Origin of the sequence: Candidatus Microthrix parvicella Bio17-1, assembly GCF_000299415.1 — a bacterium.
In the GTDB taxonomy this organism is placed as follows: Bacteria; Actinomycetota; Acidimicrobiia; order Acidimicrobiales; family Microtrichaceae; genus Microthrix; species Microthrix parvicella.
In genome coordinates this window covers 719100-744048 of sequence record NZ_AMPG01000001.1, presented here as the reverse complement: position 1 = coordinate 744048, position 24949 = coordinate 719100, and the positions used below count along the sequence as shown (strand labels likewise).

18 protein-coding genes are annotated in these 24949 nt (G+C 67.2%); 11 read left to right on the top strand and 7 right to left on the bottom strand.

Features of this window, described 5'->3' with window-relative positions:
- Positions 1 to 88 precede the first annotated feature (88 nt).
- Positions 89 to 1570 (top strand): LCP family protein, encoded by a 1482-nt coding sequence (locus tag MPARV_RS0103610; RefSeq protein WP_172636549.1) that lies wholly within the window; start codon positions 89 to 91, stop codon positions 1568 to 1570.
- Positions 1571 to 1612: 42 nt separating this feature from the next.
- Here MPARV_RS0103610 and MPARV_RS0103605 read toward each other — a convergent pair whose 3' ends face one another.
- Positions 1613 to 2095: a hypothetical protein gene (locus MPARV_RS0103605; RefSeq protein ID WP_020377283.1), complete on the bottom strand. Its 483-nt coding sequence runs from the start codon at positions 2093 to 2095 to the stop codon at positions 1613 to 1615.
- Positions 2096 to 2159: 64 nt separating this feature from the next.
- Between MPARV_RS0103605 and MPARV_RS0103600 the strand changes: the two genes are divergently transcribed.
- Both MPARV_RS0103600 and MPARV_RS0103590 read left to right on the top strand, forming a co-directional pair.
- On the top strand, positions 2160 to 3053 hold the full coding sequence (locus tag MPARV_RS0103600; protein ID WP_012227394.1) for a hypothetical protein: 894 nt from the start codon (positions 2160 to 2162) through the stop codon (positions 3051 to 3053).
- A 92-nt stretch (positions 3054 to 3145) separates the two neighbouring features.
- Complete coding sequence (locus tag MPARV_RS0103590) at positions 3146 to 3616, top strand: TIGR03618 family F420-dependent PPOX class oxidoreductase (protein ID WP_031277173.1); 471 nt, start codon at positions 3146 to 3148, stop codon at positions 3614 to 3616.
- A 55-nt stretch (positions 3617 to 3671) separates the two neighbouring features.
- Here MPARV_RS0103590 and MPARV_RS0103585 read toward each other — a convergent pair whose 3' ends face one another.
- The 3 genes from MPARV_RS0103585 to MPARV_RS0103575 are packed head-to-tail and all read right to left on the bottom strand — an operon-like array spanning position 3672 to position 7473.
- Positions 3672 to 4490 carry a Cof-type HAD-IIB family hydrolase gene (locus MPARV_RS0103585; RefSeq protein ID WP_020377279.1) on the bottom strand — a complete coding sequence of 273 codons (819 nt, stop codon included), beginning with the start codon at positions 4488 to 4490 and terminating at the stop codon, positions 3672 to 3674.
- Positions 4487 to 5740 carry an acyltransferase family protein gene (locus MPARV_RS0103580; protein WP_012227401.1) on the bottom strand — a complete coding sequence of 418 codons (1254 nt, stop codon included), beginning with the start codon at positions 5738 to 5740 and terminating at the stop codon, positions 4487 to 4489. Before MPARV_RS0103580 ends, MPARV_RS0103585 begins: the two co-directional genes overlap by 4 nt.
- Positions 5737 to 7473 (bottom strand): hypothetical protein, encoded by a 1737-nt coding sequence (locus MPARV_RS0103575; protein ID WP_020377277.1) that lies wholly within the window; start codon positions 7471 to 7473, stop codon positions 5737 to 5739. The genes MPARV_RS0103580 and MPARV_RS0103575 overlap by 4 nt, the downstream gene beginning before the upstream one ends.
- 120 nt (positions 7474 to 7593) lie before the next feature.
- On the opposite strand from MPARV_RS0103575, the gene MPARV_RS0103570 reads away from it, so the two are divergent.
- From MPARV_RS0103570 to MPARV_RS0103550, 5 genes are read left to right on the top strand one after another with little or no spacing between them, the layout of a single operon-like run.
- Complete coding sequence (locus tag MPARV_RS0103570; RefSeq protein ID WP_157789443.1) at positions 7594 to 9117, top strand: ArnT family glycosyltransferase; 1524 nt, start codon at positions 7594 to 7596, stop codon at positions 9115 to 9117.
- Positions 9114 to 10931: a hypothetical protein gene (locus tag MPARV_RS0103565; RefSeq protein ID WP_012227408.1), complete on the top strand. Its 1818-nt coding sequence runs from the start codon at positions 9114 to 9116 to the stop codon at positions 10929 to 10931. Before MPARV_RS0103570 ends, MPARV_RS0103565 begins: the two co-directional genes overlap by 4 nt.
- Complete coding sequence (locus MPARV_RS0103560) at positions 10928 to 12088, top strand: acyltransferase family protein (RefSeq protein ID WP_020377275.1); 1161 nt, start codon at positions 10928 to 10930, stop codon at positions 12086 to 12088. Before MPARV_RS0103565 ends, MPARV_RS0103560 begins: the two co-directional genes overlap by 4 nt.
- Complete coding sequence (locus MPARV_RS0103555) at positions 12085 to 14568, top strand: YfhO family protein (protein ID WP_020377274.1); 2484 nt, start codon at positions 12085 to 12087, stop codon at positions 14566 to 14568. The genes MPARV_RS0103560 and MPARV_RS0103555 overlap by 4 nt, the downstream gene beginning before the upstream one ends.
- Positions 14569 to 14591: 23 nt before the next feature.
- Positions 14592 to 19022, top strand: a complete 4431-nt coding sequence (locus MPARV_RS0103550; RefSeq protein WP_157789442.1) for a glycosyltransferase family 39 protein — start codon at positions 14592 to 14594, stop codon at positions 19020 to 19022.
- A 46-nt stretch (positions 19023 to 19068) separates the two neighbouring features.
- On the opposite strand, the gene ppk2 (MPARV_RS0103545) is transcribed toward MPARV_RS0103550, so the two are convergent.
- Together ppk2 (MPARV_RS0103545) and ppk2 (MPARV_RS20750) are read right to left on the bottom strand one after the other, a co-directional pair.
- On the bottom strand, positions 19069 to 19923 hold the full coding sequence (gene ppk2 / locus MPARV_RS0103545) for a polyphosphate kinase 2 (protein ID WP_020377273.1): 855 nt from the start codon (positions 19921 to 19923) through the stop codon (positions 19069 to 19071).
- 28 nt (positions 19924 to 19951) lie between these two features.
- The gene (gene ppk2 / locus MPARV_RS20750) at positions 19952 to 21079 is read right to left on the bottom strand and encodes a polyphosphate kinase 2 (RefSeq protein ID WP_020377272.1); all 1128 of its coding nucleotides are present in this window, start codon (positions 21077 to 21079) and stop codon (positions 19952 to 19954) included.
- Positions 21080 to 21325: 246 nt separating this feature from the next.
- Here ppk2 (MPARV_RS20750) and MPARV_RS0103530 point away from each other — a divergent pair, with 246 nt between their 5' ends.
- Positions 21326 to 21901, top strand: coding sequence for a hypothetical protein (locus tag MPARV_RS0103530; RefSeq protein WP_157789441.1), 576 nt, complete (start codon positions 21326 to 21328; stop codon positions 21899 to 21901).
- Positions 21894 to 24020 (top strand): esterase/lipase family protein, encoded by a 2127-nt coding sequence (locus MPARV_RS0103525; RefSeq protein WP_157789440.1) that lies wholly within the window; start codon positions 21894 to 21896, stop codon positions 24018 to 24020. Before MPARV_RS0103530 ends, MPARV_RS0103525 begins: the two co-directional genes overlap by 8 nt.
- Before the next feature lie 251 nt (positions 24021 to 24271).
- On the opposite strand, the gene MPARV_RS25775 is transcribed toward MPARV_RS0103525, so the two are convergent.
- On the bottom strand, positions 24272 to 24400 hold the full coding sequence (locus tag MPARV_RS25775) for a hypothetical protein (RefSeq protein ID WP_020377269.1): 129 nt from the start codon (positions 24398 to 24400) through the stop codon (positions 24272 to 24274).
- Between the two features lie 219 nt (positions 24401 to 24619).
- On the opposite strand from MPARV_RS25775, the gene MPARV_RS0103515 reads away from it, so the two are divergent.
- Positions 24620 to 24880 (top strand): hypothetical protein, encoded by a 261-nt coding sequence (locus tag MPARV_RS0103515; RefSeq protein ID WP_020377268.1) that lies wholly within the window; start codon positions 24620 to 24622, stop codon positions 24878 to 24880.
- Positions 24881 to 24949 lie beyond the last annotated feature (69 nt).

Below are 24949 nucleotides of genomic sequence, written 5' to 3'. Positions count from 1 at the left end.
CACCGATATCGTGGTCGGACCGGGCCGTGGCGACCACCCCGTTTCGCTGTCGCCTCCCGGTGGCCCAACCCCCCGAGTTTGGCGACGTATGTCCAAAGTTGTTCTCAGATCCCGCAACCCTCGGCAACGCCGCCTCATGGCCCTGTGCGGCGCAGGGCTGGCGATGGTGTTGGTGGTTGCTGCGGCCGGCACCTGGGCGTGGGGGCGATACGCCAACGTGGACCGGGTGGATGTCGACCTGGAGGCCGTCTCCAAGCAGGGGCCCAGCAACTACCTGGTGGTCGGCTCGGACACCCGGGAGGGCATTACCTCCGACGCTGCCGGGTCTGGCGCCTTTCTCGATACTGCCGAGCAACAATCCGGCCACCGCTCCGACACCTTGATGGTGGTGCGGGTCGACCCGTCCAAAAAGGCGGTGTCGGTACTTTCGGTTCCCCGCGATCTGTGGGTGCAGATCGACGGCGAGGGTCACCGCATCAACGCCGCGTACAACGATGGCCCACAGGCGGTGATCGATGCGGTTCAGGAAAACCTCGGTGTGCCCGTCAACCACTACGTCGAGGTCGACTTCGTCGCCTTTCAGCGTCTGGTGGAAGCGGTCGGCGGCGTGCCCGTCTACGTGCCCGCACCGGTTCGGGACCGAAACTCCGGCCTGAACATCGGGGCCAAGGGTTGCGTCATGTTGGACCCCTACCAGGCGCTTGCGTTTTCGCGGGCCCGACACCTGCAATATCAAGAGCCGGACGGTACCTGGAGCACCGATCCCACCGGCGACCTCGGCCGCGTGACCCGCCAACAGATCTTTCTTCGCCGGGCCTTGAGCAGGGTGTCCAAGCTGAGCGTCACCAACGTCGGGGCCTTCGACACGCTGGGCTCCACCCTCACCAAGACCGTCACCCTCGACCAGGATCTGTCGTTGCGCACCCTGTTGGCGCTGGGCAGGCGGTTCCGCAGTTTCTCACCCGACGACCTTCAAACCTCGGTGGTGCCCACCACCGACGACACGTTGTCCTCCGGTGCGCAGGTGCAGCGGTTGGACGAGGCCGCGGCCCCGGCGGTGCTTGCGCCGTTCCGGGGGGAGGCACCCCAGCAGGCGCATGTCGATGCCGGACCGCAGCCGGAGCAGGTCAGCTTCGAGCTGCTCAACGGCACCGGCCGTGACGGCCTGGCTGCAAGCCTGGCCACCGAGTTCGAACGCTTTGGGTTCGTTTCCACCGGTGTCGGCAACCCGGCCGGTGGCAAGGTTGATCAATCGGAGATCCGCCACGGGCCCGACTCAAAGCCGTTGGCCGAGTTGGCGGCGTCCTACTTCGTCACCCCGGTGGACCTGGTGGAGGACGACAGCCTCGGTCCCGGCGACGTGCAGTTGGTGATCGGCACCGACTTCAACCGCTTTGATTGGCCCAAGGCCCAGGCCGCCGGGTCGGATGCAGGGGACCCGTCGCCTGACGAGGCCGCCGACGACGAGGCTGCGCCCGGTTCCGCAGCGCCCGCAAGCGCCCCGGCACCGCCGGCAGATCCGGTGGGTGTGGCCGTCGGCGATCCGCCCCCAGGCGTCACCTGTGGGTAGGGAGGCCCAGCCACCCGGCTCAACTCGGTGAACGAGCGTGCGTTAGGTGGCCGGCGACCCGGCGAATGCCACGGGATCGCCCACCTTGGGGATGGGAGGCGCCGACCACGACATGTCCTTGGCCAGACGATGGGCCAGCTCACGCCACTCGTCGGGTTGCCATCCCTCGGCGCGACCGACGATGTTGCAGTCGTTGTCGATATGCAAAATGGCGGGCAGTTCGGTGACCTCGGCGGCCTTGGCCAGGGTGCGGTCGGGGTCGGCGTAGGTGAGCAACCGCTCGGCCCACGGCCCAAGGAAGGCCCTGGTGTCGTACTCGTCGGCGGTGGCAACGAACGCCACCCGGCAGTCGGCGCCAAAGAACTGCGTCAGCATCTCACCGGCGGTGTCGAGCAGCCATGAACTCTCCACCGTGTAGGGGTCGACCACGACGACCACCAGATGGAACATCACCACCTGATCGGCGAGGGTGAGGGGCTTGCCCTGCAACGGGTGCAGTTCCAGGTCGGGTGAGAGCTGATCCACAGCCGCAAATCTAGCCCGCCGAGCTGTCAAAGCGCCCCTTTTCGCACTGTGCCCACGTTGTAGGTTGACGGACCTGCATCCCATCGAGCACCTCCGCTACGTCGCCCGGTCGGGTGGTGTCCCCGCCGCCATGCTGGTGGAGGAGACCGCCGAGGCCGTTCTGGGCCTGTCGTCGCGGTTCGGCCAGGTCGATTCCGCGGAGCTGTTGGTGGCATGTCGGCGTATTCTCAGCCGCCGTCCGGTCAGTGGGCCGCTGTGGTGGATGGCTGCCCGGGTGGTGACCGCAGCGGACGTGCGCCGCGAGGTCGCCGAGCTGCTGAGGGAGCTGGCCGCCGACCGAACGGCGGTGGAGTTGGAGGCGGCGTTGCCTCACGGAGCCACCGTGACCGTCGTGGGATGGTCGATCCAGGCCGCTCAGGGCCTCCTGCGTCGGGGCGATGTCAGTGTGTTGGCGCTCGACGCGCTGGGGGAGGGCGCCGAGTTGGCTCGGCAGCTGGGCCTGCGTGGCATCGTTGCCACCCGGGTGGCTCCCGAGGCCGTGGCGGCTGCGGTGGCTGCCAGCGATGCGGTGCTGGTGGAGGCGTCCATCGCAGGTCCCGGCGAGGCGCTGTGCGTCACCGGCTCGGTGCCGGCGGCGGCAGTGGCGCGCCACCTGGGCGTGCCGGTGTGGCTGGTGGCCGGTGTCGGGTACCGGGTGCCGCAGGCCCTCTATGACGTTGCCATCGCACGCTGGCAGGCCGAGCCCGATGGCCGCGTCGAGCCCGAACCCGCCGATGTGGGCCGGGACCCGACCGAGCCTCGCTTACGGAATGAGGAGCGCCTCGACGTGGCCTTGGTGGACCGCGTGGCGTGCGAGGCGGGCCTCCTGGCCGCGCCACCCATCCCGACGACGCCAAACTTTCCCCGGGTGCCCGAGCTGGAGCATTTGGGCGTGGTGTTGGCCGAGCGCGACCTGTAACGACGTGTGGCACGGCAACGCCATAGCCTCGGCGCCGACCACCGGCATCGTCGTGTTCGAGGTGTCCGATTCGACCAACACGTGGGGGACCCATGGCAAGTAACCGTCGAGACCAGATCCGCATGTCCGATGATGAGCAGGCCGAGTTTCTTGGTGGCCGTCGCTCCATGCAGGTTGCCACCCATGGCAAGGACGGCACCATCCATCTGGTGGCGATGTGGTACGGGTTCGAGGAAGGTCGCCCGGCCTTCGAGACCTTTGCCCGGAGCCAGAAGGTGGCCAACCTGCGCCGCGACGCCAACATCACGGTTCTGGTGGAGGACGGCGACAGCTACGAGACGCTGCGCGGTGTGCAGATCGTGGGGCGCGCCGAGCTGATCGAGGAGGGCGACCCCCGGGTGATCGATATCGCCGAGTCGGTGGTTGGCCGGTATATCGAGACCTCCAGCGCCCAGGAGCGGCGGGCCGTGGCCGAGGCGATGTCCAACAAGCGGGCCGCCGTGGTGGTTCACGCCGACAAGGTGGTCACCTGGGACCACCACAAGCTGGGCGGCGCCTACTGAGGTGGCTCACGCCGCCATCGGCTGCGGCGTCGCCGACCCCACGCCTGGGCGCCGCTCAGCCGAGCTCGGGAAATTCGCGTTCGAGGATGTGGGCCACGCCGCCCTCGTCGTTGGTGCCGGTGACCTCGTCGGCCATGCGACGCACGTGCGGTGCGCCGTTGGCCATCGCCACGCCCCAACCCGCCCAGCCGAGCATCTCCTCGTCGTTGACCTGATCGCCGAATGCCAGCACGTCGTCGGGTCGAAGCGACCACTCATCAACCAGCGCAGCCAGCGTCGCCGCCTTGTGCACGCCGGGAGCACTGATCTCGATCAGCGCCTCGTTCCCCGAGTGCGTCACCTTCGCCGCATCACCCACCTGGGTGCGGATGCGCTCGAAACGATCGGGATGAAACCGTTCGGCCCGGCACAGCACCTTGGTGATGGTGCCCGACAGCAGTTCGTCGAGCGGGCCCACCTCGGCGCCGTCGGCACTCAAATGTGGAGCGAAATCGGGGGTTCGGGCGTGCCGCATCGGGCGCTCCACGGCCCAGAGCAAATCGGGGTCCTCGCCCGCCAGCCGTTCGATGAGCCCGCCGATCAGGTCGACGTCGAGCGGAGCCGAACGCATCACCTCGCCGCTGCCGGGATCCCACACGACGGCACCGTTCAGGGCAATGACCGGGTCGGTGGTGCCGAGCCGCTCGGCCAGTTCGACGATCCAGCGCACGGGTCGCCCCGTGACCATGAGAAACCTTCCGCCGTGCGCTCGTACCCGATCGATGGCGCTCACGGTGCGGTCGGCCACGGCGTGGTCGGAACCCAGCAGGGTGCCATCCAGGTCGGAGGCCACGACGGGCCACCCGGCCCTCGAGAGGTCGGCGGCGTGCGTCATGTCCGAAACAACGACCTGAACCGTTGCAGAGGTTCCTCGACGACGAACCAGCCGATGGCGCCGCAAATCAATCCCAGAACAAAACCCACGGCCAGGGTGGCGGGAAACCAGACGTTGCCGAACCCCGTGCCGAGAAATGCCGGCAGACCCGGGTTGGGTTGGGCCAGCTCGGCGCCCAGGCGCTCGATCCAGGCGTTGTGCCACAGGTAGAGGCCATAGGAGAACGCACCAAACCACACCCCGATGCTGGAGGCCAACACCCGCCGGGTGATGCCTGCGCCGCCGGGCCGGCTCAGCGGGAACACCAACGCCAGGCCGATCAGCCCGTAGACCAACTGGCGGCGCTCCCAGAACCAGCCGGTGTAGCCCACGTTGAAGTCGGCGGGGCCGACCGCATAGGCGTACAGCACCAGGAGTGCCGCCGCCGCCAGCCACCACGGCCCAGCAAGGCGCGAGGCCTGCTGGAGGCGCCGAGTGGCCTGCGCGACTCGGGGTCGCAGGTGTTCGGCGACGCTTGTGCCGACCAGGTTGCGGGTGTGGAACACGGCAATCGCCATGCCGATGGCGAACAGGTCGATGTTGGTTGGCAGCCAAAGAAACGACATGCCACGCAGGGTGGAGTCGCCCCAGGAAACCTCGCCGAGCGACAAAACGAACCGGACCAGGTAGCCCGTGAGGAACAAGGCTCCGACCATTCCCCACTCCCGTCGGTCCGAGACGGCACCGCCGGACACCCGACGGCGACGTACCACCCATGAGATCAAAGGGACGACGGCGTAAAAGCTGAGTTCCACCGACAGCGACCAGCTCTGCGAGATGCCCTGAAACGCCAGACCGGGCCCGAACACGTGGGTCAGCGTGGCCTGGCTGAGCATCTCCCCAACCGAGTTGAAGGTGTTGAGCCCGAGGGCCCACAGGCCGAACAGGGCAAACCAGTACGCAGGCAGCAGGCGCAGCGCACGACGCCACCAGAAGGGCACGGTGGCAGGAACCGATCTGCCCGACAGGTGGGCTGCGGCGAAGGGTCGGTAGATGACAAACCCCGACAGCACGAAGAACACGGCGACGCCCACGTCGGCCACCCACGCCACTTCCGTAAACGGTGCGGTTCGCTGTGGTCCGGACACGTTGGCCGCGTGGTGCACCACGATCAACGATGCCGCGACCCCCCGAAGCCCATCCAGCCCCAGCAGGCGTGTGCGGTCACTGAGCGCCCTCGGTGCCACCGCACGCTTTGATGGGAGGCTCATCGACAGCGTTCCGACAACACGACGGTGTCCCACTCGCCGACCACGCAGAACTTCTCTTTCAGCACCTCGTTGGGTAGCGGGTCGCCCGGGTTGGCCGAGTCGTTGGGCTCGTCCCAGTCATCCCAAAACCGAGTTTGCAGCACCCAGTCGGCATTGGAGATGTCGGTGGCCAGTCCGTTACCGGCACGGTTGGCCAGTCCGGGGTCCATTTCGATGAAGTAGGTGCCGGGCACCAACTCGGGAAACATCCAATACACGATCGCGTCGGAGTAGGGCGTGAACCGAAGGTCTCCCGTGGCCACCACCAGGCTCTGGCCGCGCTTGGCCCGCTGGTCCAGCATGTCGATGGCGGCCTGCAGGTCGGCTGCCCGCTGGTGGTCTCCGTAGTAGTAGTGGCGGTCACCCCGGGACACTTTGATCGCATCCCGGTTGATGCCGACGCTTTGGCCCACCAGGTCGATGTAGGCCCGGGAGGTGTACTGGGGGGCCGACATCACCAGGCCGCCTCCGACCACCAGGGCGATGATGGCCGGCGCGAACCGGTTGGCCGAGTTGGCGTCGATGAGGTGGCCCTTCACGCGCCACTCGCCGGGCAACCAACCCTTCGAGCGCATCAGTTCGGCCGCAGCGACGGCCACCGCCGGCAGCGTGAGGCATCCCACCCAGGCCAGGTGGGTGGTGTCGGGTCGTTGCAACGCCTGGGGCAGGACGCCGACCGCCAGCGCACCAAGGGCGAGAAACCGGGCGGTGCGCGGGGTGTTGCGGTGACGCCACAGCACCGCCGCCACGCCGATCACCCCCAACGTGACCAAGACGAGCGCCCAAAACCACACGGCCACCTGCATCGGCGGGCTCAGTTGGGGCAGGGGCCAGCCGTTGGTGCGCAACGCAGCGGCCCGTTGCAGGGTGGAGGCGAGTTCGGTTGTTGATGGTGGGCTGGGCAGCGAACGTCCGCCGCGGAGTCGCAGCACCGGGTCGAGCACCATGCCGTTGATCGTCCGCGCCGGGCCCGCCAGTGCCAACTGGATCAGCATCGGTGCCACGCCCGCCGCAACGCCGGCGCCCAGCAACCGGCGGTCCCGCCCGGCCATCAGCCACCACATCAGGCCCAGCGACAACCCGATGGCCACGATCAGGTCGGGGCGATACAGCAAGGCCAGCCCGCCCAGCAGCCCGGCGATGGCGGGGCGCCACCGCACCCATCGGGAGATCGGAGGGCTGATGTCGGCATCGGTCAGGTCGGGGCCGGCGGTCTGCAGATCCAACGATGCAGTGGCCAGCACCAGCGACCACACCGCCAACGCAATGGCGCCGTCCCAAGCCAGGGCGGTCAGGCCCACCGGGGTGATCACCTGCACCAGCGCCGTGAGCGCCACGCCGGTGGCCAACAGTCGGGACCAGGGCCGAATCAAGGTGTAGAGACCAACGACCAGGGCCCCGTGTTGGAACCAGCCCACCAGGCGCTGCACCTCCAGCGACGCGCCGAACACCTTGTACACGCCGGCCAGCGCCCACAGGCTGCCGGGGCCATAGAGGTGCAGAAAGTCGACGTTGGGGACCTTGCCCGCAGCCACCAACTGGGGGAACAGCAGCATGAACCCCTCCTCCATCGGAGGCCCGGTGAAGCGAATCAGGCCGGGTAGGGGAGCGAGCAATGCCGCGGCCAACACTCCCCAGGCGATCAGGTCGCCGTTGTTTGGGCGGGGGAGGCGCACCACCCCAGCTTCACCCATGCCGCGTGCCGGCGTCCACGCTGGCGGTCTTGGACGCAACCTGGCTGTCGGTTGCGGCCAACGGGTTCCATGCCGGGTTCGCTCCAGGCCGTGAGGCGCTTGGACAACTACGCTCGCAGCGTGGCCCAACCCCCTCGCGACGAGAGCACCGCCTCCACTCGCACCGATCCCTCACCGCTCGACCCCTCTGCATCAGACTCCCCTGCGGTCGAGCCCTTCAACGACCCCTCCGTCGACGCCGACGCCGACATCGCTTCGCGGAGCTCGTTTCAGCGGCGGCTGTGGATGGTGGTGGCCCTTGCTCTGGTCGTCCGCCTGATCTGGGTGGTGTTCGCCGCGCGACAGCCCCAAGGCCTCACCGACATGACGCGTTACCTGGCGGCGGCCAGAGATATTGCTCTGGGCAAGGGCTACATCGATTTCTCCACGGCGCAACCGACCACCTACTACCCGCCGGGATACCCGATCTTCATCGGGGCGATCGCCTTCGTAATGCGCCCGTTCGGGTCGTTTGAGGATCGGCTGCCCTACGCCATTGCGGTGGTCCAGGCGTTTCTTGGTGCCGGTTCGGTGTATTTCCTCGGTCGCCTTGGCCGAAGCCTGTGGTCGGCCAAGGCGGGCCTGATTGCCGCGTTGGGCCTTGCGCTGTACCCAAACCTGGTCATGCACACCTCGGGGGTCCTGTCCGAGACGTTCTACATCTTCTTGATTCTGGCCTCGCTACACGTGCTGTTGGCCGTGCCGTTCGAGTCGTGGACAGGCCGACAGGCGTGGCTGCGCGCCGGCGGTTTCGGAGTGCTGTTCGGCATGGCGGCGCTGGTTCGACCCATTGCGCTTCCTGCGGTTGGGGTGCTGGTGGTGATCTGGCTTCGAGGCCGTACTGCGGCCTCCGGGAAAGATGGCCCGGCCCGCGGCTGGAGTCGGGCCTCCGCCATGAGGTGGAGTGCGGTGGCAGTGGTTGCCACCCTTGCGGTGGTCGGCGCCTGGACGGTGCGCAACACCCTGCGTATGAACCAGGTGGTGCTCATCTCGACCAACACCGGCGACAACCTGTGCATCGGCCACAGCTCTCAGGCCACCGGCGGGTTCCACCTGCGTCCGGGGTGCGTGGCCGTGGCCGGCGACACCACCGACGGCACCGCGGCGGAGGTGGCCCACGACAAGGAACTCACCAAGCGGTCGATCCGATGGACCATCGAGCATCCTGGCGAGGAACCCCGCCTGATGGTCAGCCGCATCTACCAGACCTTTCACGCCGACGACGACGCGGTGATGGTGGTGCAGGACTACCAGCACGAGTTGTGGCTGTCGCCCCTTCAGGAGGGCGCGCTGCGCATCGCCGCCAACGTCGCCTACGTCGTGGTGGGTATCGGTGGCCTGGTGGCATTGTTGTGGCGCCGCGAGTGGTGGCGGGGTCCCCGGCGGCAGATGTTTGTGTGGACCATGTTGGTGATGGCGGTCGTGCCGCTGGCCTTCTTCGGTGAGCCACGGTTCAAGGTTCCCGTGATCCCGTTTCTCATCGTGTTGGCGGCGGGGCTCTTCGGCCCCCCGGACACAGTGCTTCTCGATGACACAGTGCCTCTCGATGACACGGTGCTTCTTGATGACACGGTGCCCGCCGACGATCCAATGGAGGCCCGGTGACCGAGGCCCCGGCGAGATCACGCCGGGAGGTGGCCGTTGCTGCGGCGCTGGTGCTCGTTCCGTTGGCGATCACCGTGGTGGTGTTGGCGTTTCGTCACTGGTATCCCACCGGCGACCTGGCCCAGGCCGAGTTGCGGTTGCGCAGCTTCCCCTCCCACCCTCCGCTGGTGGGCGCGGCGGGCCGCATCGTGTCCGACGCCGGGGTGCAGGGCAACCATCCCGGCCCGGCGTTCTTCTGGGCGGCCTACCCGTTCTACCTGGTGCTCGGACGCTCGGCCTGGGCGTCCGAGGCCGCGGTCGCCATCCTGGGGGCCGCCTGGGTGACCACGGCGTTGTGGCTGGTTCGGCGAGTGGCGGGCACGGCCGTGATGGCGGGTGTCGCCGTGACCTTCGCCGTGCTGCTTGGCGGGTACGGGCTGGATGCGGGCACCCAGCTGTGGAACCCGTGGATGGCGCTGTGGCCCTTTACCGTGCTGGTTGTGGCGGTGTGGGCGGCGCTGACGGGACGCCGCACCCTGCCCCTTGCGGTCGCTGCGGCGTCGGTGGCGGTTCAGGCTCACGCCGGCTATGCCGTGGTGGCGCCCGCCTTGGTGCTGTCCGCAATCGCCGGAGTGGTCGCCCAGTTGTGGTGGGCCCGCCGCGGGGCCGACGGGGATTCGTCGTTCGGCGACCTCGGCGCCATGACCCCTCGCAGCTTTGGTGTCGACGTGGTGGTTGCGGCCGTGGTGGGTGCCTTGATGTGGAGCCCCCCGGTGGTCGACCAGTTCACCCACGATCCCGGCAACCTCACCATTCTCTGGCAGCACTTCACCTCCCCGGACGAAGCGGTGTTGGGCATGGGCCAGGCGGCACGCATCACGCTGCGACTGCTCGATCCGTTCGGCCAGTGGATCACCGGCGGGCTGTTCATCGAGGGTTCGCTGTGGCTGGGCCTGGCCATGGTGCTGGCCTGGCTGGCTTCGATGGTGCTCGCGTGGCGTCGGCGCTGGTGGGACGTGGTTCGTCTCGATGTCGTGGTGGGTGTGGCGGTGGCGGTGAGTGCCCTGTCAATCTCCCGGGCCTTCGGCGTGGTGGTGCTGTACCTGTTTCGCTGGGTGGTCGGCCTGACCGCCATGATGATCGTGGCCACGCTGTGGCCGGTCGTCCGTGAGTTGTGGGCCCGCTTCGGCGAGCGGGCCGATGGCTCGAAGGTGCGACGCGTTGCGACGATCGGCGCCGTCGGCGTGCTCGTGGCGCTCGGCGGTCTCAACACCGCCCGCATGGTCTCCACGGAGATCCCGTATCAGAACAGTTGGGCTCAGATGCCCGAGCTGATCAACCCGATCGTCGGTGCTCTCGACCCCGAGGCCACCTACGACGTGCGCTGGGAGGACCCGCTCAACCTGGGTGGCCTCGGCTTCGGCACCATCCTCGAGTTGGAGCGGCGCGGCTTTCACGTGGGTGCCCCGCCTCAGTTCTCGGCCGCCGTCGAACCGCATCGGGTGATTCAGCCGGGACAGGCCGACGCTGAGCTGTGGGTGGTGACCGGCAGCCGGACCAAGGCCTGGCGGGCCACCGCCGGGGTGGAGGAGTTGGCGTCGTTCGATCCGCGTAACGCCGCGCAGCGGGCCGAGACCGCTCGGCTCAAGTCCGAGGTGGCGGACGAGCTGGGGGCGGCGGGCATCGACTACGACCCCGACGCGCCCGTGGCCGTCTACCTGTTCGGCACCCAGGACATCCCCAAGGCGACGTTCAACAAGCTCACCCGCCTCACCGAACTGGGCGAGGAAACGGCGGTGTTCCGGGCACCTCCGGGCACGCTGCCCGCACCATGACCCGACCCCTCACCGTTGAACGGCCCCGAGGGTACGTCGACTCGCTCGATGGCATCCGGGCGCTGGCCGTTGCGGCGGTTTTTCTCTATCACACCGCCATCGGTTCCCAGCCGGGTGGGTTTCTGGGCGTCTCCACCTTCTTCACCCTGTCGGGTTTTCTCATCACCTCGCTGCTGATGCGGGAGCGTGATCGCACCGACACGATCGCACTGCCCAACTTCTGGTCCAGGCGTATTCGTCGCCTGGCGCCGGCCTCGTTCCTCAACGTGGCGCTGGTGTTGGCCATCACCGTGGCGGTGCCCTCGGCCTGGCCCCGAACGGGCATGGGTTGGGACACGGTGTCGGTGTTTGGCAACGTGTTCAACTGGCGCATCATCGCCGAGGGCGGCACCGCGGTGACCAGGTTCCTGTCGCCGTACTCGCCGCTCTGGTCGCTGGCGGTTGAAGAGCAGTTTTACGTGGTGTTCCCGGTGGTCGTCCTGGCGGTTGGAGCCGTTGCCGCCGGGCGGTCACGCCGTGCGCTGGCGTGGGTGTGTGGCGCCGGGGTGGTCGCCTCGATCCTGGCATCGTTGCTGATCACGCCCAGTGCTGCCTTTGGCCCGTCGGCACCATTGATGGAGCAGTTCCGCACCGATGTGCGCATGGGGGAGATTTTCGTCGGCTCGCTTTTGGCGTTGGCGGTCCCCACCTGGCGGGTGGTCAACGAGCGGTTCGCCGACGTGTTGGGTTGGGCGGGTCTGGCGGCCACGCTGGTGATCTGGCAGGTGGCCCGCGAACCACAGGCGTGGATTGTGCATGGGGGCTTGGTGCTGGTGGCCGTCGCCTCCGCGGCCCTGGTGTACGGGGCGTTGGCCGAGGGCTCCCTTGCCAAGGTGCTGGCCCTGCCACCTCTGCGCTACCTGGGTCGCATCAGCTATGGCGTGTATCTGTTTCATTGGCCGATCTTCCTGGCCACCCGTGACATTTTCTATTCCGACAACCGTCCGGCGTTGTTTGTCACCCGGGTGGTGCTGACGCTGGTCGTCGCCGCCCTCAGCTTCCACCTGGTGGAGGCGCCGATCCGCCACGGTCGTGCGCTTCCTGCGCCCTACCTGGCCATCGTTTGGGTGGCGGGTGCGGTCGGCCTCAGCGCAGTGGCATGGAGCCTCGCAACATGAGTGATGAGACCCCGGTGACAGACGATCCGTCCACGCAATCGCCCGAACCCTCGCCCAAGCCATCGTCCGAACCGTCGTCCGAACCGTCGTCCTCGGTGTGGACCAAGATTCGGGTGGGCCTGAGGCCGCCCGCCGAGCAGTCAATCGACGACGCCACCGACGGCTGGGGTCTGGCTCCGACCCGAGGAACCCCGCGCGAACACCTGGTTGCGGCGGTGTGGTTCGTCATGGTGGCCGCCGTGTTTCTCGCTCCGCTGTTCGGTGGCAAGTCGTTCTCGGTCGTCGGATCCAGGCAGACCGACGTGTACCCCTGGACCGCTCAGGACGGACCCCCCCAGGTTCCGGCGCAGTTCGACTCGGCCGACCTGAGCTATCCGTGGCAGTTGCAGCTGCAGGCCGCGCTGGATGAGGGCACGCTGCCGTTTTGGTCGCCCGACGTCTTCTCCGGCGGTGCCCCGCTCTACGCCAACGGAACCAGCGGGCAGCTGTACCCGCCTCGGCTGATCGCAGCGATGGCGCCGGAGCGTTGGGCTCACGACCTGTACGTTGCGTTCCACCTGGTGGCCGGCGGCCTCGTCACCTACCTCCTGTGTCGGGAGTTCAAGCGCTCCGCCCTGGCGGCGGTGATCGCCGGTACGGCCTGGATGCTGGGAAGCTTCAACCTGGGGTGGGTGCACCTCGAGGTGGTCACGTCGATGTTGGTGGCGTTGCCGCTGGGGCCGCTGCTTGTTCACCGCATGTGGCGCCGCAAAACCATGGGTTCGGTGGTGGCGACCGCAGCCGGGTTTGCCGTCATGATCATCTCGGGCCACCTGCTGTGGCAGTTGCTCGGTTGGCTGATCGCGTTGCTGTACGCCGCGGCGCTGGGCCTCACTTCGGCCGTCCGCTCCTGGCGATCCGGCGACCGCTCCGACGCCTGGGGTCACCTGTGGCGACCTCCCGTGGCCTTCGGGCTGGGCGGCGCACTGTCGGCGGTGGTGTTGGTGCCCACCCTGGTGAACCTCACCCAAACGCCTCGAAAGGCGTTCCCGGTCGATCTTCTCAAGGCGTTCGAGACACCCGCTGCAACCTTCACCTCCGAGTTCGTCGTCGGGCCGTCGTTCACCACTATGACCACCGGGGTCATGAACTATCATCTGGCCTTCGTGGGCACGGTGGTGGCGTTGCTTGCGGTGGTGGGGTTCTTCAGTCGACGTCCGGGATCGGCTCTGGCCCGCACGATCATGATCGTGACCGCGGGCGTGGCCACGGTGGGCTGGTTGGGACGCCTGGCCTACGACCTGGTGCCGGGCATGGACGTGTTCTACCCCTACGGGCGCCTGGCCGGGTGGTTTGCCCTCGGTGCGGTGCTGGCTGCGGCGTTGGGCTTCGATCTGCTCGTCGAGTTGGTGCAGCGACGATGGCCAACGGCGGCTGCGGGTCGGTGGGCCATGGCGGCGCCGGTGGCCGGAGTGTCGATCTGCGTGCTGACGGTGGCGCAACTGGTGCCGCTGGGCCACAACCTCAACCCGCCGTTTCAGCCCCGCGACGACGCCCATTGGTTTCCAGATACCCCGCTGATCCGCGAGGCTCGAAAACTCCAGCAGGACGCCCCCGGTGCGGGCCGCCTGGCTCCGATCGTGCTGGACCACGTCAAGTGGACCGAGGGTGGCCCAGCGATCCTTCGGTCCAACCACGCCGCCGCCGTCGGCCTTGATTCCACCTCCGGCTACGACTCCACCCTGCCCCTCCCGGCAGCCCAGACGCTCCGTTACCTGGGCGGCATGCCGGTGAAGCAGGTGCTGTCCGATCCGCTGGTTGGTGCGTTCGTGACCAACCTGGAGGTCGGCGTCACCAACTACGCCGCGTTGCGCTCGCAGGGCGTCACCGCCGTGGTGACCGTGCCCGAGATCGACCCCAACGACCCCAGGCTGGCGCCGCTGCGCCCCTACGAGGTCGCCTACAGCGGCCCCGACGGCAACCTGCTGCGTTTAGGCAATTCCGCCGGCGTCGTCTCGGTGCGCGACGACCTCAAGGTGCTCAACACCGACGCTGCAGTGTTCGAGGCGCTGCCGCTGGCGTCCAGCCCCAACGCGCCCATCTTCACCAGCGCGGCCGCCGTGGCCGACTCGGACCTCAGCGAGGCGACGATCGCGTCCCGCAACGATGAGGCGGCAAAGCAGGGTTCACGCACCTCGGCGAAGGTGACCGACCAGGGCATCAACAGCATCGTCGTCGATGTGCGCTCCGCCGGGCCTGCCTGGCTGCTGGTTGGAGCCAACGACGCGCCCGGCTGGACCGCCGACATCGACGGCGTATCGGTACCGATCGTGCGGGCCAACCACAACCACATGGCGGTGCCCATCGACGGCCCGGGAAGGGTCGAGTTCCACTACCGCCCGCCGGGGTTGCTCAGCGGGCTGGTGATCACGTTGGTGGCGCTCGCCCTGTGTGCCGGTCTGCTGGTCGCCGAGCGGGCCCGACGTCGCCTGATGGCCTGACCGGTCAACTAGCCTCACCCCCCGTGCCGACCAGGGACTCGCCAGTGCCAACGGGCGCCCCATCGGCCGCCGGCCCCCGTGGCGGCTCGGCGTTTGCCATGCTGGCGTTGGGTGCCGTCACCGCCGTGGCGCTGGGGTCGATGGCGGCCGCGGCCAATGGTCATCGGTTCTCGCTCGGTGCGGTGACCGCCCGGCTCGATGTTGGCATCACCGTGCTGTTCGTCATGGCCGGGTACCTGCTGTATCTGCCACTTGCCCGGGCCGTCACGGCGGACACCGCCCGGCCCGCGGCGCGCCGCTCGCTTCGGCGGTTGGCGCTCCGATTCCTCCCTGCCTACTGGGTGGTGTTGCTGATCGCCGCGTTCATCTATCGGCAGGCCCAGCCGATGACCGCGCTCGACCTGGCCTCCTACCTGACGCTCACCAACATCTATGCCCCGGACACGTTCCTTGGGCCCATCCCCCTGGCCTGGGCGCTGGCCACAGGCGCAGCGTTCTGCGTGTTTCTGCCGCTGTTTGCCTGGTGCGTGGCCAGGCCATCGGCCGAGGAGTCCCGACGGGTGCGTCACCAGTGGATCGGCCTGGCCGCCATGGTGCTCGTCGCCGTCGTGTTCCGCACCTGGGTCGTGTCGCTGGATGCACCTCAGCTCACCGTGCTCAGCCGCAGGGCCTGGCTGTTCAATCACCTCGACACCTTTGCGGTCGGCATGGCGTTGGCGCTGGCGCAGGTGGTTCGGGAGCGACGCATCGAGCAGGGCGAGTCGTCTGCCTGGTCGGCGCAGGTGTGGCGGCGCATTTCGTTCGCCGGTGCTGCGGTGGCGGTGGTGGCATTCGTCGTGCTGGTGGCGCTTGGGCTGTCCCGTCAGGCGTTGGTGTTCCCGGCCCCCCAGGAGTGGGCTCGTCATGTCCTCACCCTGGCGATCGGTGCCGGGTTGGTGATCGCCGTTGCGGCGGGATCCCGCGGGCCTTGGTTTGCTGTGCCGACACTGCCCTGGGGCCTGGGCCGGTGGCCGGCCCGTCTGGCCTACGGCGTGTTTCTGTGGCATGGCCTGGTGATCACCGTCTACGGATCCCGGCATCCCGACGCCGCGTTCAACCTGTCGTTCCTGCGCATGGCGTTGTTCGTCATCCCCATCGTGGTGCTGCTCGCGGCCCTCACCTGGGGTCTCGTGCAACGCCCGTCGTTGACGTACCTCGATCGACGCCTCCCCACCTTCGCCGCCGGCATGTGGGGCATCGGCATCGCCGGGTTGCTCTGGCGGCTGGTGTCGGTGCTGCACATCACCACGGTGCGTCCGGATGGCGGCGACCCGTTCTACTATCACATTCAGGCAGGTCTGCTCAGCGCCGGGCGGGGCTTCTCCGAGCCGTTCCGCTGGACGATGGACGGCACCCTGGAACCGACCGCCATCCATCCACCGCTCTATTCGATGTACCTGTCGATCAGTTCGTTCCTGGGCGCCGACACCTACCTGGCCCACAAGACCCTGTCGATTGTGGCCGGGGTGGGCGTCGTGGTCGTGATCGGGTTGATCGCTCGCCGCCTGGGCGGCGACTGGGCGGGGTGGATCGCCGCAGCCCTCGCAGCGTTCTACCCGCAGTTCTGGATCGTCGACGGGATCCTCTGGTCTGAGGGGCTGTTCACCCTGTTCATCGCGCTCACCGTGTGGGCCGCGTTCGCCTACAGCGATCGGCCCAGCCGGTGGGGCGCCGTGTGGCTGGGCCTGGCCGTGTCCGGCGCCGTGCTCACCCGGGGCGAGGCGCTCATCCTGGCTCCGATGCTGGTGGCGCCCCTGGTGTTCTTTGGTCCGTACCCGTTGCGGAGGTGGTGCCGCTCTCGGGCGGCGAAGGCCGAAGGCTCCGTTGCGTCGGATGAAACGCCGCCCGGCGAGCCGATGGGTAGCCGGCCGCCATGGAAGGAGCGGACCCTCCGCCTCGGCATCGCTGCGCTGGCTGTTGCGCTTCCCATCGTGCCGTGGTTGGCCCGCAACATGACCGCGTTCGAGCAGCCGATCACCCTGTCGTCCAATTCCGACGAGGTGCTGTACTACGCCAACTGCGTCGACAGCTATTACGGCGACTTCATCGGGTACTGGTCGTTCCCGTGCCAGGAGCGCGAGCGGCAGGTGGTTCAGGAGCCACGCGACGAGTCGGTACGGGTCAAGTTCTGGCGTGACAAGGGCATCGACTACGCCATGTCGCACAAGAGCCGCTGGCCGGTGGTCGTGGCGGCCCGCATCGGTCGTGTGCTCGAGGTCTACCGACCGGCTCAGGGGGCGAGGATCCTGTCGATCGAGGGGCGACCGCTGGGTTGGACCCAGTTCGGCCAGGTGATGTGGTGGTCGATGCTGCCCATCGCTGCGGTCGGCGCCTGGTTGTTGCGACGCCGCGGCCGATGGGCGTGGCCGCTGTGGTCGCAGGTGGTCATGGTGGTGGCGGTCAGCGTCCTCGTCTACGGCCACGTTCGGTTTCGTCCTCCGCTCGATCTGGCGGTGATCGTGTTCGCAGCGGTGGCCCTGTCCGCCGCGCTGCGCCGCGGCGCGGCGCGGGTGCTGACCACGTCGGCCGCCGCCCCGATCCTTGCGGCGCGGCCCGCTCCCGCCGGCCAGCACCTCGGCGATCGCCACGTCGACGGTCAGCACCTCCAAGATCACGGTGCTGAGCAGCCGACCGATCTCGATGATGCGAAGCCGCGCACCGCCCTCGGGGGTTGGTGGGGTGCGCGTCCGCGCCTGCGCACCGGCGTGGGGGTGGCCATCGTGGTGCTTGCGGTGTTGGCCCCGTTGCGTGAGTTGTTGCGCCGCCAGGGCGTACCCATGGAGGAGGGCTTCATGTTGGCCTTCCCTCAGCGGGTGCTGGCGGGCGACGTGCCCAACAAGGACTTTCTGCACCTCTACGGTCCTGGTGGCCTCTGGGCGCTCGCCGCCTGGTACAAGGTGTTCGGGGTCAACCTGGCTGCCGAGCGTTGGTTCGGCCTGTTGCAGTTGACGGGCATCATCGGAGGTGTCGCTGCGCTGGCCCGGGCCTGGGGTCGCCGCATGATGGTGATCGCCGGGGTGGCCTGCGCGGTCATTTCGCTGACCGCCGTTGGTCTGGTCGCCCTGGCCTGGAACGGCGGGCTGGCCTTGCTGGTGGGCTCGGTGGTGGCGCTTCGCTGGGCGCTCGCCGACGATTCGGATCACACCGCGCCGCTCGTGGCGACGGGTGTCCTGGGCGGCGCGGCTCTGCTGTTTCGGCCCGACCTCGTGCTGGTGGTGGGCCTGGTGGGCGTGGTCGCCCTCTGGCTGGCGGGCGACGGCCGGAAGCGGTTGTGGAAGGCGGGCGCGTCGGTGATGGCCGTCGGCTCACTCATTCTGATCCAGCTTGCGCTCGCCGGTCCCGGGGCCGCCATCAAGGGCATGCTCATCCAGCCGGTGTTCGATCTGCGCGCCGGGCGGGCGCTGCCGGTTCCGCCGTCGTGGGGCTCGATCGACGGGTTCGCACAGCGGGCGGCCATGATCGCCCCGCCCAGTTGGCCCCTGCCCATGCCCGGGCCCTCTCAGCAGGTGTTCCTCTGGTTCGTTGGGCTGCTGGCTGCCACGCTGCTGGCGGTGGTGACCGCCCTGGTGGTCGCCCACCGCAGCGGCTGGAGTGCCGTAGCGATCCGGGCCGACCGGGGTGCCCTCACCACGCTGCTCGTCGCTCCGCTGGCGCTCGGCATCCTGCCCCAGGCCATGCAGCGGGCCGACACCACGCACCTTGCCTGGGTGGGGTGCATCGTCATCCCGTTGACGCCCGGCCTGGTGTTCCAGCTCACCCGAGGTTGGGTGCGGCCCCGGTATCGCGGGGCGCTGGCTGTGGTGCTCGGTGGGGCACTGGTGGCGTCGATGGTGATCGTTGCGCCCATCTACACGCTTCGGCCCTACGCCGAGCGGGTGGTCGAGTCGGCCTCGTCGCCGCCGCCGGCCCAGTGGTCGCTGGCACGCGATGGCAAGAACTTTTGGTTGGGTGGCACCCCCATCACCACCGCCGCCCAGGCGCTTGCAGCCGACCTCGATGCCCTGAGCGAGCCGGGTCAGCGGCTCTTCGTCGGTCCGTCCGACCTATCGAAGACCCCGTACAGCGACGCCTACTGGTACTACATGTTCGGCGATCTCACCCCGGCCACCCGCTACATCGAGATGGATCCGGGCATCGCCGATGCGGCCGATTCTGGCCTGGCCGACGATCTGGCCGGCGCCGATTGGGTCATCCTCTCCCACCTCTGGGACAGCTGGGACGAGGCCAACACGTCGGGTGATACGGGTTCCAACGAGCCCAATGAGGTGCTGAACGCCCGGTTCTGTCGATACCGCAGCTACGGCGACAGCTTTGAGTTGTGGGCGCGCAGGCCGGCGACCGGCGACTGCCCGGCGCCTCAACCTCCCGTGCCGGTCAGCGCGCCACCCGCCAGAGACGCCCCTGTCTCAAACTGACACGGCCCACCACCGACTCACCGAAATCTCCAAGACCGCCGAGTCGTCAGGGGTAGTGGTCCGAAACGTACGTCTGGGTGTCGATCGGTGGCCTGATGTAGGTGTCAGCCTGGCGGGGCGGCAGCTCCAGACGCTGTGAGGTGAGGTCTTGATACGGCACCGAACCCAGCAGATGGCGGATGCAGTTCAGGCGGGCCTTGCGTTTGTCGTCGGCCTCCACCACCCACCACGGCGACTGCTTCGTGTCGGTGGCGGCAAACATCCGGTCCTTCGCCTTGGAGTAGTCCACCCATCGGGCCCGTGACTCCAGGTCCATCGGGCTCAGCTTCCAGCGCTTCTCGATGTTGTCGATTCGTCCTTGGAAGCGCTTCTCCTGCTCCTCGTCGGACACCGAGAACCAGTACTTCACCAGGATGATCCCGGCGCGCAGCAGCATGCGCTCAAAGTCGGGGCACGAGCGCAAAAACTCCTCGTACTCGTCGTCGGTGCAGAATCCCATCACGTGCTCGACCCCGGCACGGTTGTACCAACTTCGGTCGAACAGCACGATCTCCCCGGCTGCGGGCAGGTGCGCCGCGTAGCGCTGGAAGTACCACTGGGTTTCTTCGCGGTCGGTCGGCTTGTCGAGGGCGACCACCCGCACGATACGGGGATTGGTGCGTTCCACAATGCGCTTGATCGAACCGCCCTTGCCTGCGGCGTCGCGCCCCTCGAAGAGCACGCACACCCGCAGCCCTTCGTGGCGCACCCACTCCTGCAGCTTCACCAGCTCGCGCTGGAGGTGGCGCAGCTCGGCCTCGTACTCGGCTTTCGGTATCCGCCGGCCGCGCTGCTGCTCCACCTTGGCCTTGTTCTTCTTTTTGTTTTTCTTCTTGTTCTTTTTCTTCTCGTTTTTCGCCATGGTGCTCCTGTTCGTGCCCGGGTTCGGCTTAGCTCCGGAACTTGCCTCGTCGCATGCGTTCGGCCTCCATCAGCTCCACCTCTCGGGCGCCGGAGAGCACGATCTTGGGGTCGGGAACGAAGTCCAGGTCTGGGTTGCGGTCCTCGTAGTCCACCGAGTTGAGGATCACCTTCATGGCGTTGAGCCGCGCCTTGCGCTTGTTCTCCGAGCGAATCACCGACCAAGGCGTCTGGGCGGTGTGGCTGCGGCGCAGCATCTCGTACTTGTGGGTGGTGAATTCGTCCCAGTGCTCCTGGGCCTGCAGGTCGATCTCCGACAGCTTCCATTGCCGCAGGGGGTCATCCCGGCGGCGCTCGAAGCGGCGTTGCTGTTCCTTCTTCGACACCGAGAAGTACAGCTTCACCATGGCCGTGCCTTGACGCACCAGGTCTTTCTCAAATCCGACAACGCCGCGCAGGAAGTCGTCGTATTCCTTCTGGGTGCAAAAGCCGAACACCGGTTCGACCATTGCCCGGTTGTACCAACTGCGGTCGAAGAGCACCATCTCGCCGCCATGGGGAAACTGGGCGACGTAACGCTGCACGTACCACTGGGTGCGCTGCTCGTCGCTCGGCTTGCCCAGGGCCACGACGCGGTAGTGCTTCTCGTTCATGTAGCGGGTGACCCGGCGGATGGTGCCGCCCTTGCCGGCGGCGTCGCGGCCCTCGAACAGCACAATCATGCGCTTGTCGGTGTTCTCCAGATGACGTTGCAGCTTCAGCAGCTCCACCTGATAGGGCTTCAGCTTCTCCTCGCGGCGGTCGCGCTTGACCAGCTTTCGGTAGGCGCGGTCCCGCTCCTTGATCTCGCGACGCAGTTGTTTCACTTCGGTCGCCAGGTCGGGCTTCGAGCTGTTGCCCGCTTCTTCGGTGCCGCCATCTTTCGCCGCCGGCTCGACCGTTTTGTCGGACGTGCCGGTGGTGGGCATTGCGGCCACCCCGGCGGCTGCGTCACCGGGTTCAGGGCTGTTCATTGCATGCTCCGGCGTCCCGTCGGTGGTGGTGCTGTCGCTGGTCACGTGACCCTCCAGTAGCGTCGGCCGGGCCTGGTTGGTGGTGCGGACCAGACCTGACCGGTGGTCGGTCGGTTTGACCGGATCTCCCGTTGAACTCGTCATTCACGAGGTCTTCAACCGGCCTCACTGTGCTGGGTTGCGTGGCCGGAGTCGCTCGTGTCGACAGCCCCCGATCCTACTCTGATTCGGTCCTGGCCGGCTTCCGAAGTGTGTCCGGGTCGTACGGGCACCGATGGGGTCGACGGACGCAACGATGACCGGGTGGTCGACGTCTCCGGTGGCCTCAAGTCGGTGACCCTGGCATGCACAATGCGGTTGAGCTTTATTCAGCCGAAGGGATGAGTTCCTATGGATATGAAGATTTTTCACGTCACCGGAGGAGCAGATACGTTTTCCAGGATCGTGGTTCAGATTTCCTGCTGTTCGAACGCCGCCACCCTGGCCGCACTGTCGCCTCGATGGCTCACCCGACGTCGAGTAGCGGGTGTGCTCGCGGTCACAACAATGATGGCGGTCGGCTGCACCAGCAAGGTGACGTCGCCGTCGACGACGACCTCCGCGACCGTGGTCTCGACCGTGGTCTCGACCGAGGACGTGGAGCGGATCGTTGCGGCGGTCGTCGGTGAGGATGGCGCCGGGCCGGCGTTGGATCCGGTGGCGATGGAGGCCGCTGAGGGGCCGGTGCTCCCTGAGGGTGCCGAACTGACCCCCGACCCAGTGTCGGTCTTCGTGGAGGGTGACCAGGCCACCATTGACGTCTCCGTCGAAGTCGATGGGAAGACGCCCAGCCGCTATTGGGCCTTCCTGCACGAGGTGGACGGGAAGTGGCGGATCTACGCCACGATGCCCCTGGACCCACTCAAGTTGGACGGCGTGCCGCAGCCCTCCAGCACCGTCACCGCACGGGAGTCGTCCGATGGGTAGACCCGTCGCCGTGATCCTGCTGGTGGTGGGGGTGCTGTCCGGCATGGTGTCTCCCACACAGTCCGGTGCCACCAGCGATCCGTGGGTCTGCGGGGCCTATGACCAAACGGCGGAGGCGGGCCGCAAAGCAACCCCGGACGGCAACGGAACCACCCATCCCATCGTCTTCATTCATGGCATCACCGATAGTGACGCCGCCTGGACCGCCAAGCTTGATCGCTCGGACAATCCCTACACCAAGCTGGATCCTCCCCGATCCTTCGTCGACCAGATGGTGGGGATGGACGGAGCAACGGGCACCGTTCCGCAGGGCATCAAGCATGCCCAGGTGTACACCTTTTCGTACACAAAGAATTCCCTCCGCTGGGTTGACGACGAGCATGTGGGCGGGGAGTTCGCCAAGACCATCGATTGTCTGTACGAGAAGCACGGAACCCCGGTGGCGGTTGTTGCTCACTCGATGGGCGGGCTCGTCACCCGCTGGGTTGCCAACACCGACGACGGCGAGGGTCAACCGCGATCCGAGAAGCTGGGAAAGATCATCACGATCGGTACCCCGTACGACGGCTCCGCGCTCGCCACGGTTGCCAACGCCGGCATCGACGCGGCATCCAATCCCGCGTTGCCCACCAATTGGCTGCTGTGGCTGATGACCAGAGCATGCGGAGATCGGGGCACGGCCACGGGGGACGGGGACTGCGCTCTGCTGCCCGGACTCGGGTCACTGAAGAGCGAAGCGGGGAAGAAGCTGGCCTGGAAGTCCTCTGCGATTCGAGCGCTCGATCGCTGGCCGTCGACGAGCGACGTCTCAGCGGTTGCGGGTTCCATGCCAGTGCCCATCGGGCTCTTCGAGGCGCCCCTGATCGGCGAGCAGTCGGTCGATCTTGGCGATGTTGTGGTGACGACCGCCTCGGCAACGGCCGATCCTGGCCCGACCCGTGTTCAAACGTGTGACTTCTCCAAGAACGCGTCCGTGATGGAGAAGCTCAGCCAGTTGAGGCGCGGAGGCGATCGTCTGAATCGCCTCGGCGCCATGACGGTGGCCAGCGCGTGCTACCACAGCAATCTGACCAAGAACGTCGAGATCGGCGTGTACAGCCTGGGCCTGATGGCCGATTGGGTGGAGGCGCAGTCAGCGTCGATCTCCGAGATCGACCTGACCAATGCAACATTGCCGGCGGGATCCTGTCGATCTCCCGAAGCATGGACCAACGATGTGCCGATCCCGCTCAATGACGGGAAGGGCGAAGCGGAGAACTCCGACGGGTCATGGGCGTCGGTGATGGGTATCTCGGTGGCGGGTTACGGAGACCTGGACGGCGACGGCACCGAGGATGCATTGATCTCCGCAGAATGCACCGGTGGCACCCTCGAAGGGTGTTGCGCCGGGCAAACAAGCTTGCTGATCGTCGGGTTGGCCGTCCGTCAAGGGCCCAATGGGCTGGAGCTGATCGGTGATCCGCTCTGGCCATCCGATCGTGGCGAGTCGCTGGTGACCACCGACTCTCTTGAGCTCGACGGAACCACGGCGGTGCTCCACGAACGATTTGCTCGTCCGGGCGAGCAGGACTGTTGTCGCACCGCCTCTGCGCCCAGCCGGTGGACCTACTCCAAGGGCACGTGGAACATGGAGGGGCCGGTCGCCGACACCTCGCCAGACACCTCGACATCGGGTGGGCTGGTCATGACCGAGCAGTCTCTGGGGCCGGTTTCCATCGGTGATGAGCCGGCCATGGCGACAGCCGAGTTTTCCAAGCTGCTCGGCCCACCTCAGCGGGAAGGGGAGGCTCCCACCGAATGCATGGGCACAGGTCCGGTCGACTCCCAGATGGTGTCCTGGCCAGGTTTGACCATCATCTCGATCGATGAGGGGTCAGGGGTACGGGTCTACTCGATCAGCCTGAACAGCCAGGGGGACCTGGGCGGATCAACGGCGGCTGGACTTCGGGTTGGATCCCAAGAGTCCGAACTGCTCAACCTCTATTCAGACGCGGCAGGCCAACGAAATGACTACCCATCGCTCGAAGGTGCTTCCTACGACCTGGGCGGGGCGTTGAGCGCGTTTGTCGCCGACGGCGAGGTCACGGCTCTCTCGCTGAATCAGGTCGTCTGCACCTAGCGGAACTTTCCGGGCCATCGAGCTGAGGGCTGTTCGGTTTTGAGGTCGGGTTGGGGCTGGTTGCCTGTCGCCCCTTGGGATCCAGAGGTGGAGCATCCACCCTTTCGAGTGTCCGATCTGGTTTCCCAGGTCGCACCTGATGACCAACAGGGATGGCCGGCGTAGCTGCACAAGCATCCACAAAGGGAGGGGCGGGCACTGCCGGATGGGTAATGCTCGCCGGAGAACTGATGCGGCTCTCTCAGGCGCTTTCAGAGCTGCATCAGGCCAGAGGCGAGGCCCAACGAGCAACCGCCGTGCTCGAACATGCCCGAGCATCCCAGGCCAAACAACCCAAACCGAGCCGATCCGATCAGACCCACCAGGTCCAGCAGGCTCACCAGCTCAAACCCCAACGAGAGACCGGTTTCGGGCGGTAGGCCAGCGGGTGGAATGCTGCGGGCTTACTGGTGGTTGAGCGTCAGAGCCGGCGGCGCTCTGGCTCGCCGCTGGCTGAGCTGCGTTCCCGGTACTGGAGAAGTTTGATCACGAGATCAAAGACACCGAGGTAGAGCAAGGGGAGCACGAAACCTTGCCAATGGCCTCTCAGGACGACGACGGTGACCACCGCTGCAAGGAATGGCTGCCTTGGCGTAACAGCCAGACTCCTCGAACGCACCGCCCACCAAGCAGGCCATTACCTGTCGCTACGCCGACTCCTCGCGGACCTGGCCGGGATCCAAGAAACCACCCTGCTCTACCAAGGCGACAAAGGCCGGCCATGCGCCCGCCACATGACCACCACCATGACCCCCAACCAGCAACAGCTCTACGACCTGTTCAACCTCGACCAATACTCCCCAACCAAACGGCTTAGGTAATACACCCACCACACCCAAAACCCCTGTCACACCAACGAAAACCGGCCCTCCACGCCCACTAGCCAGGAA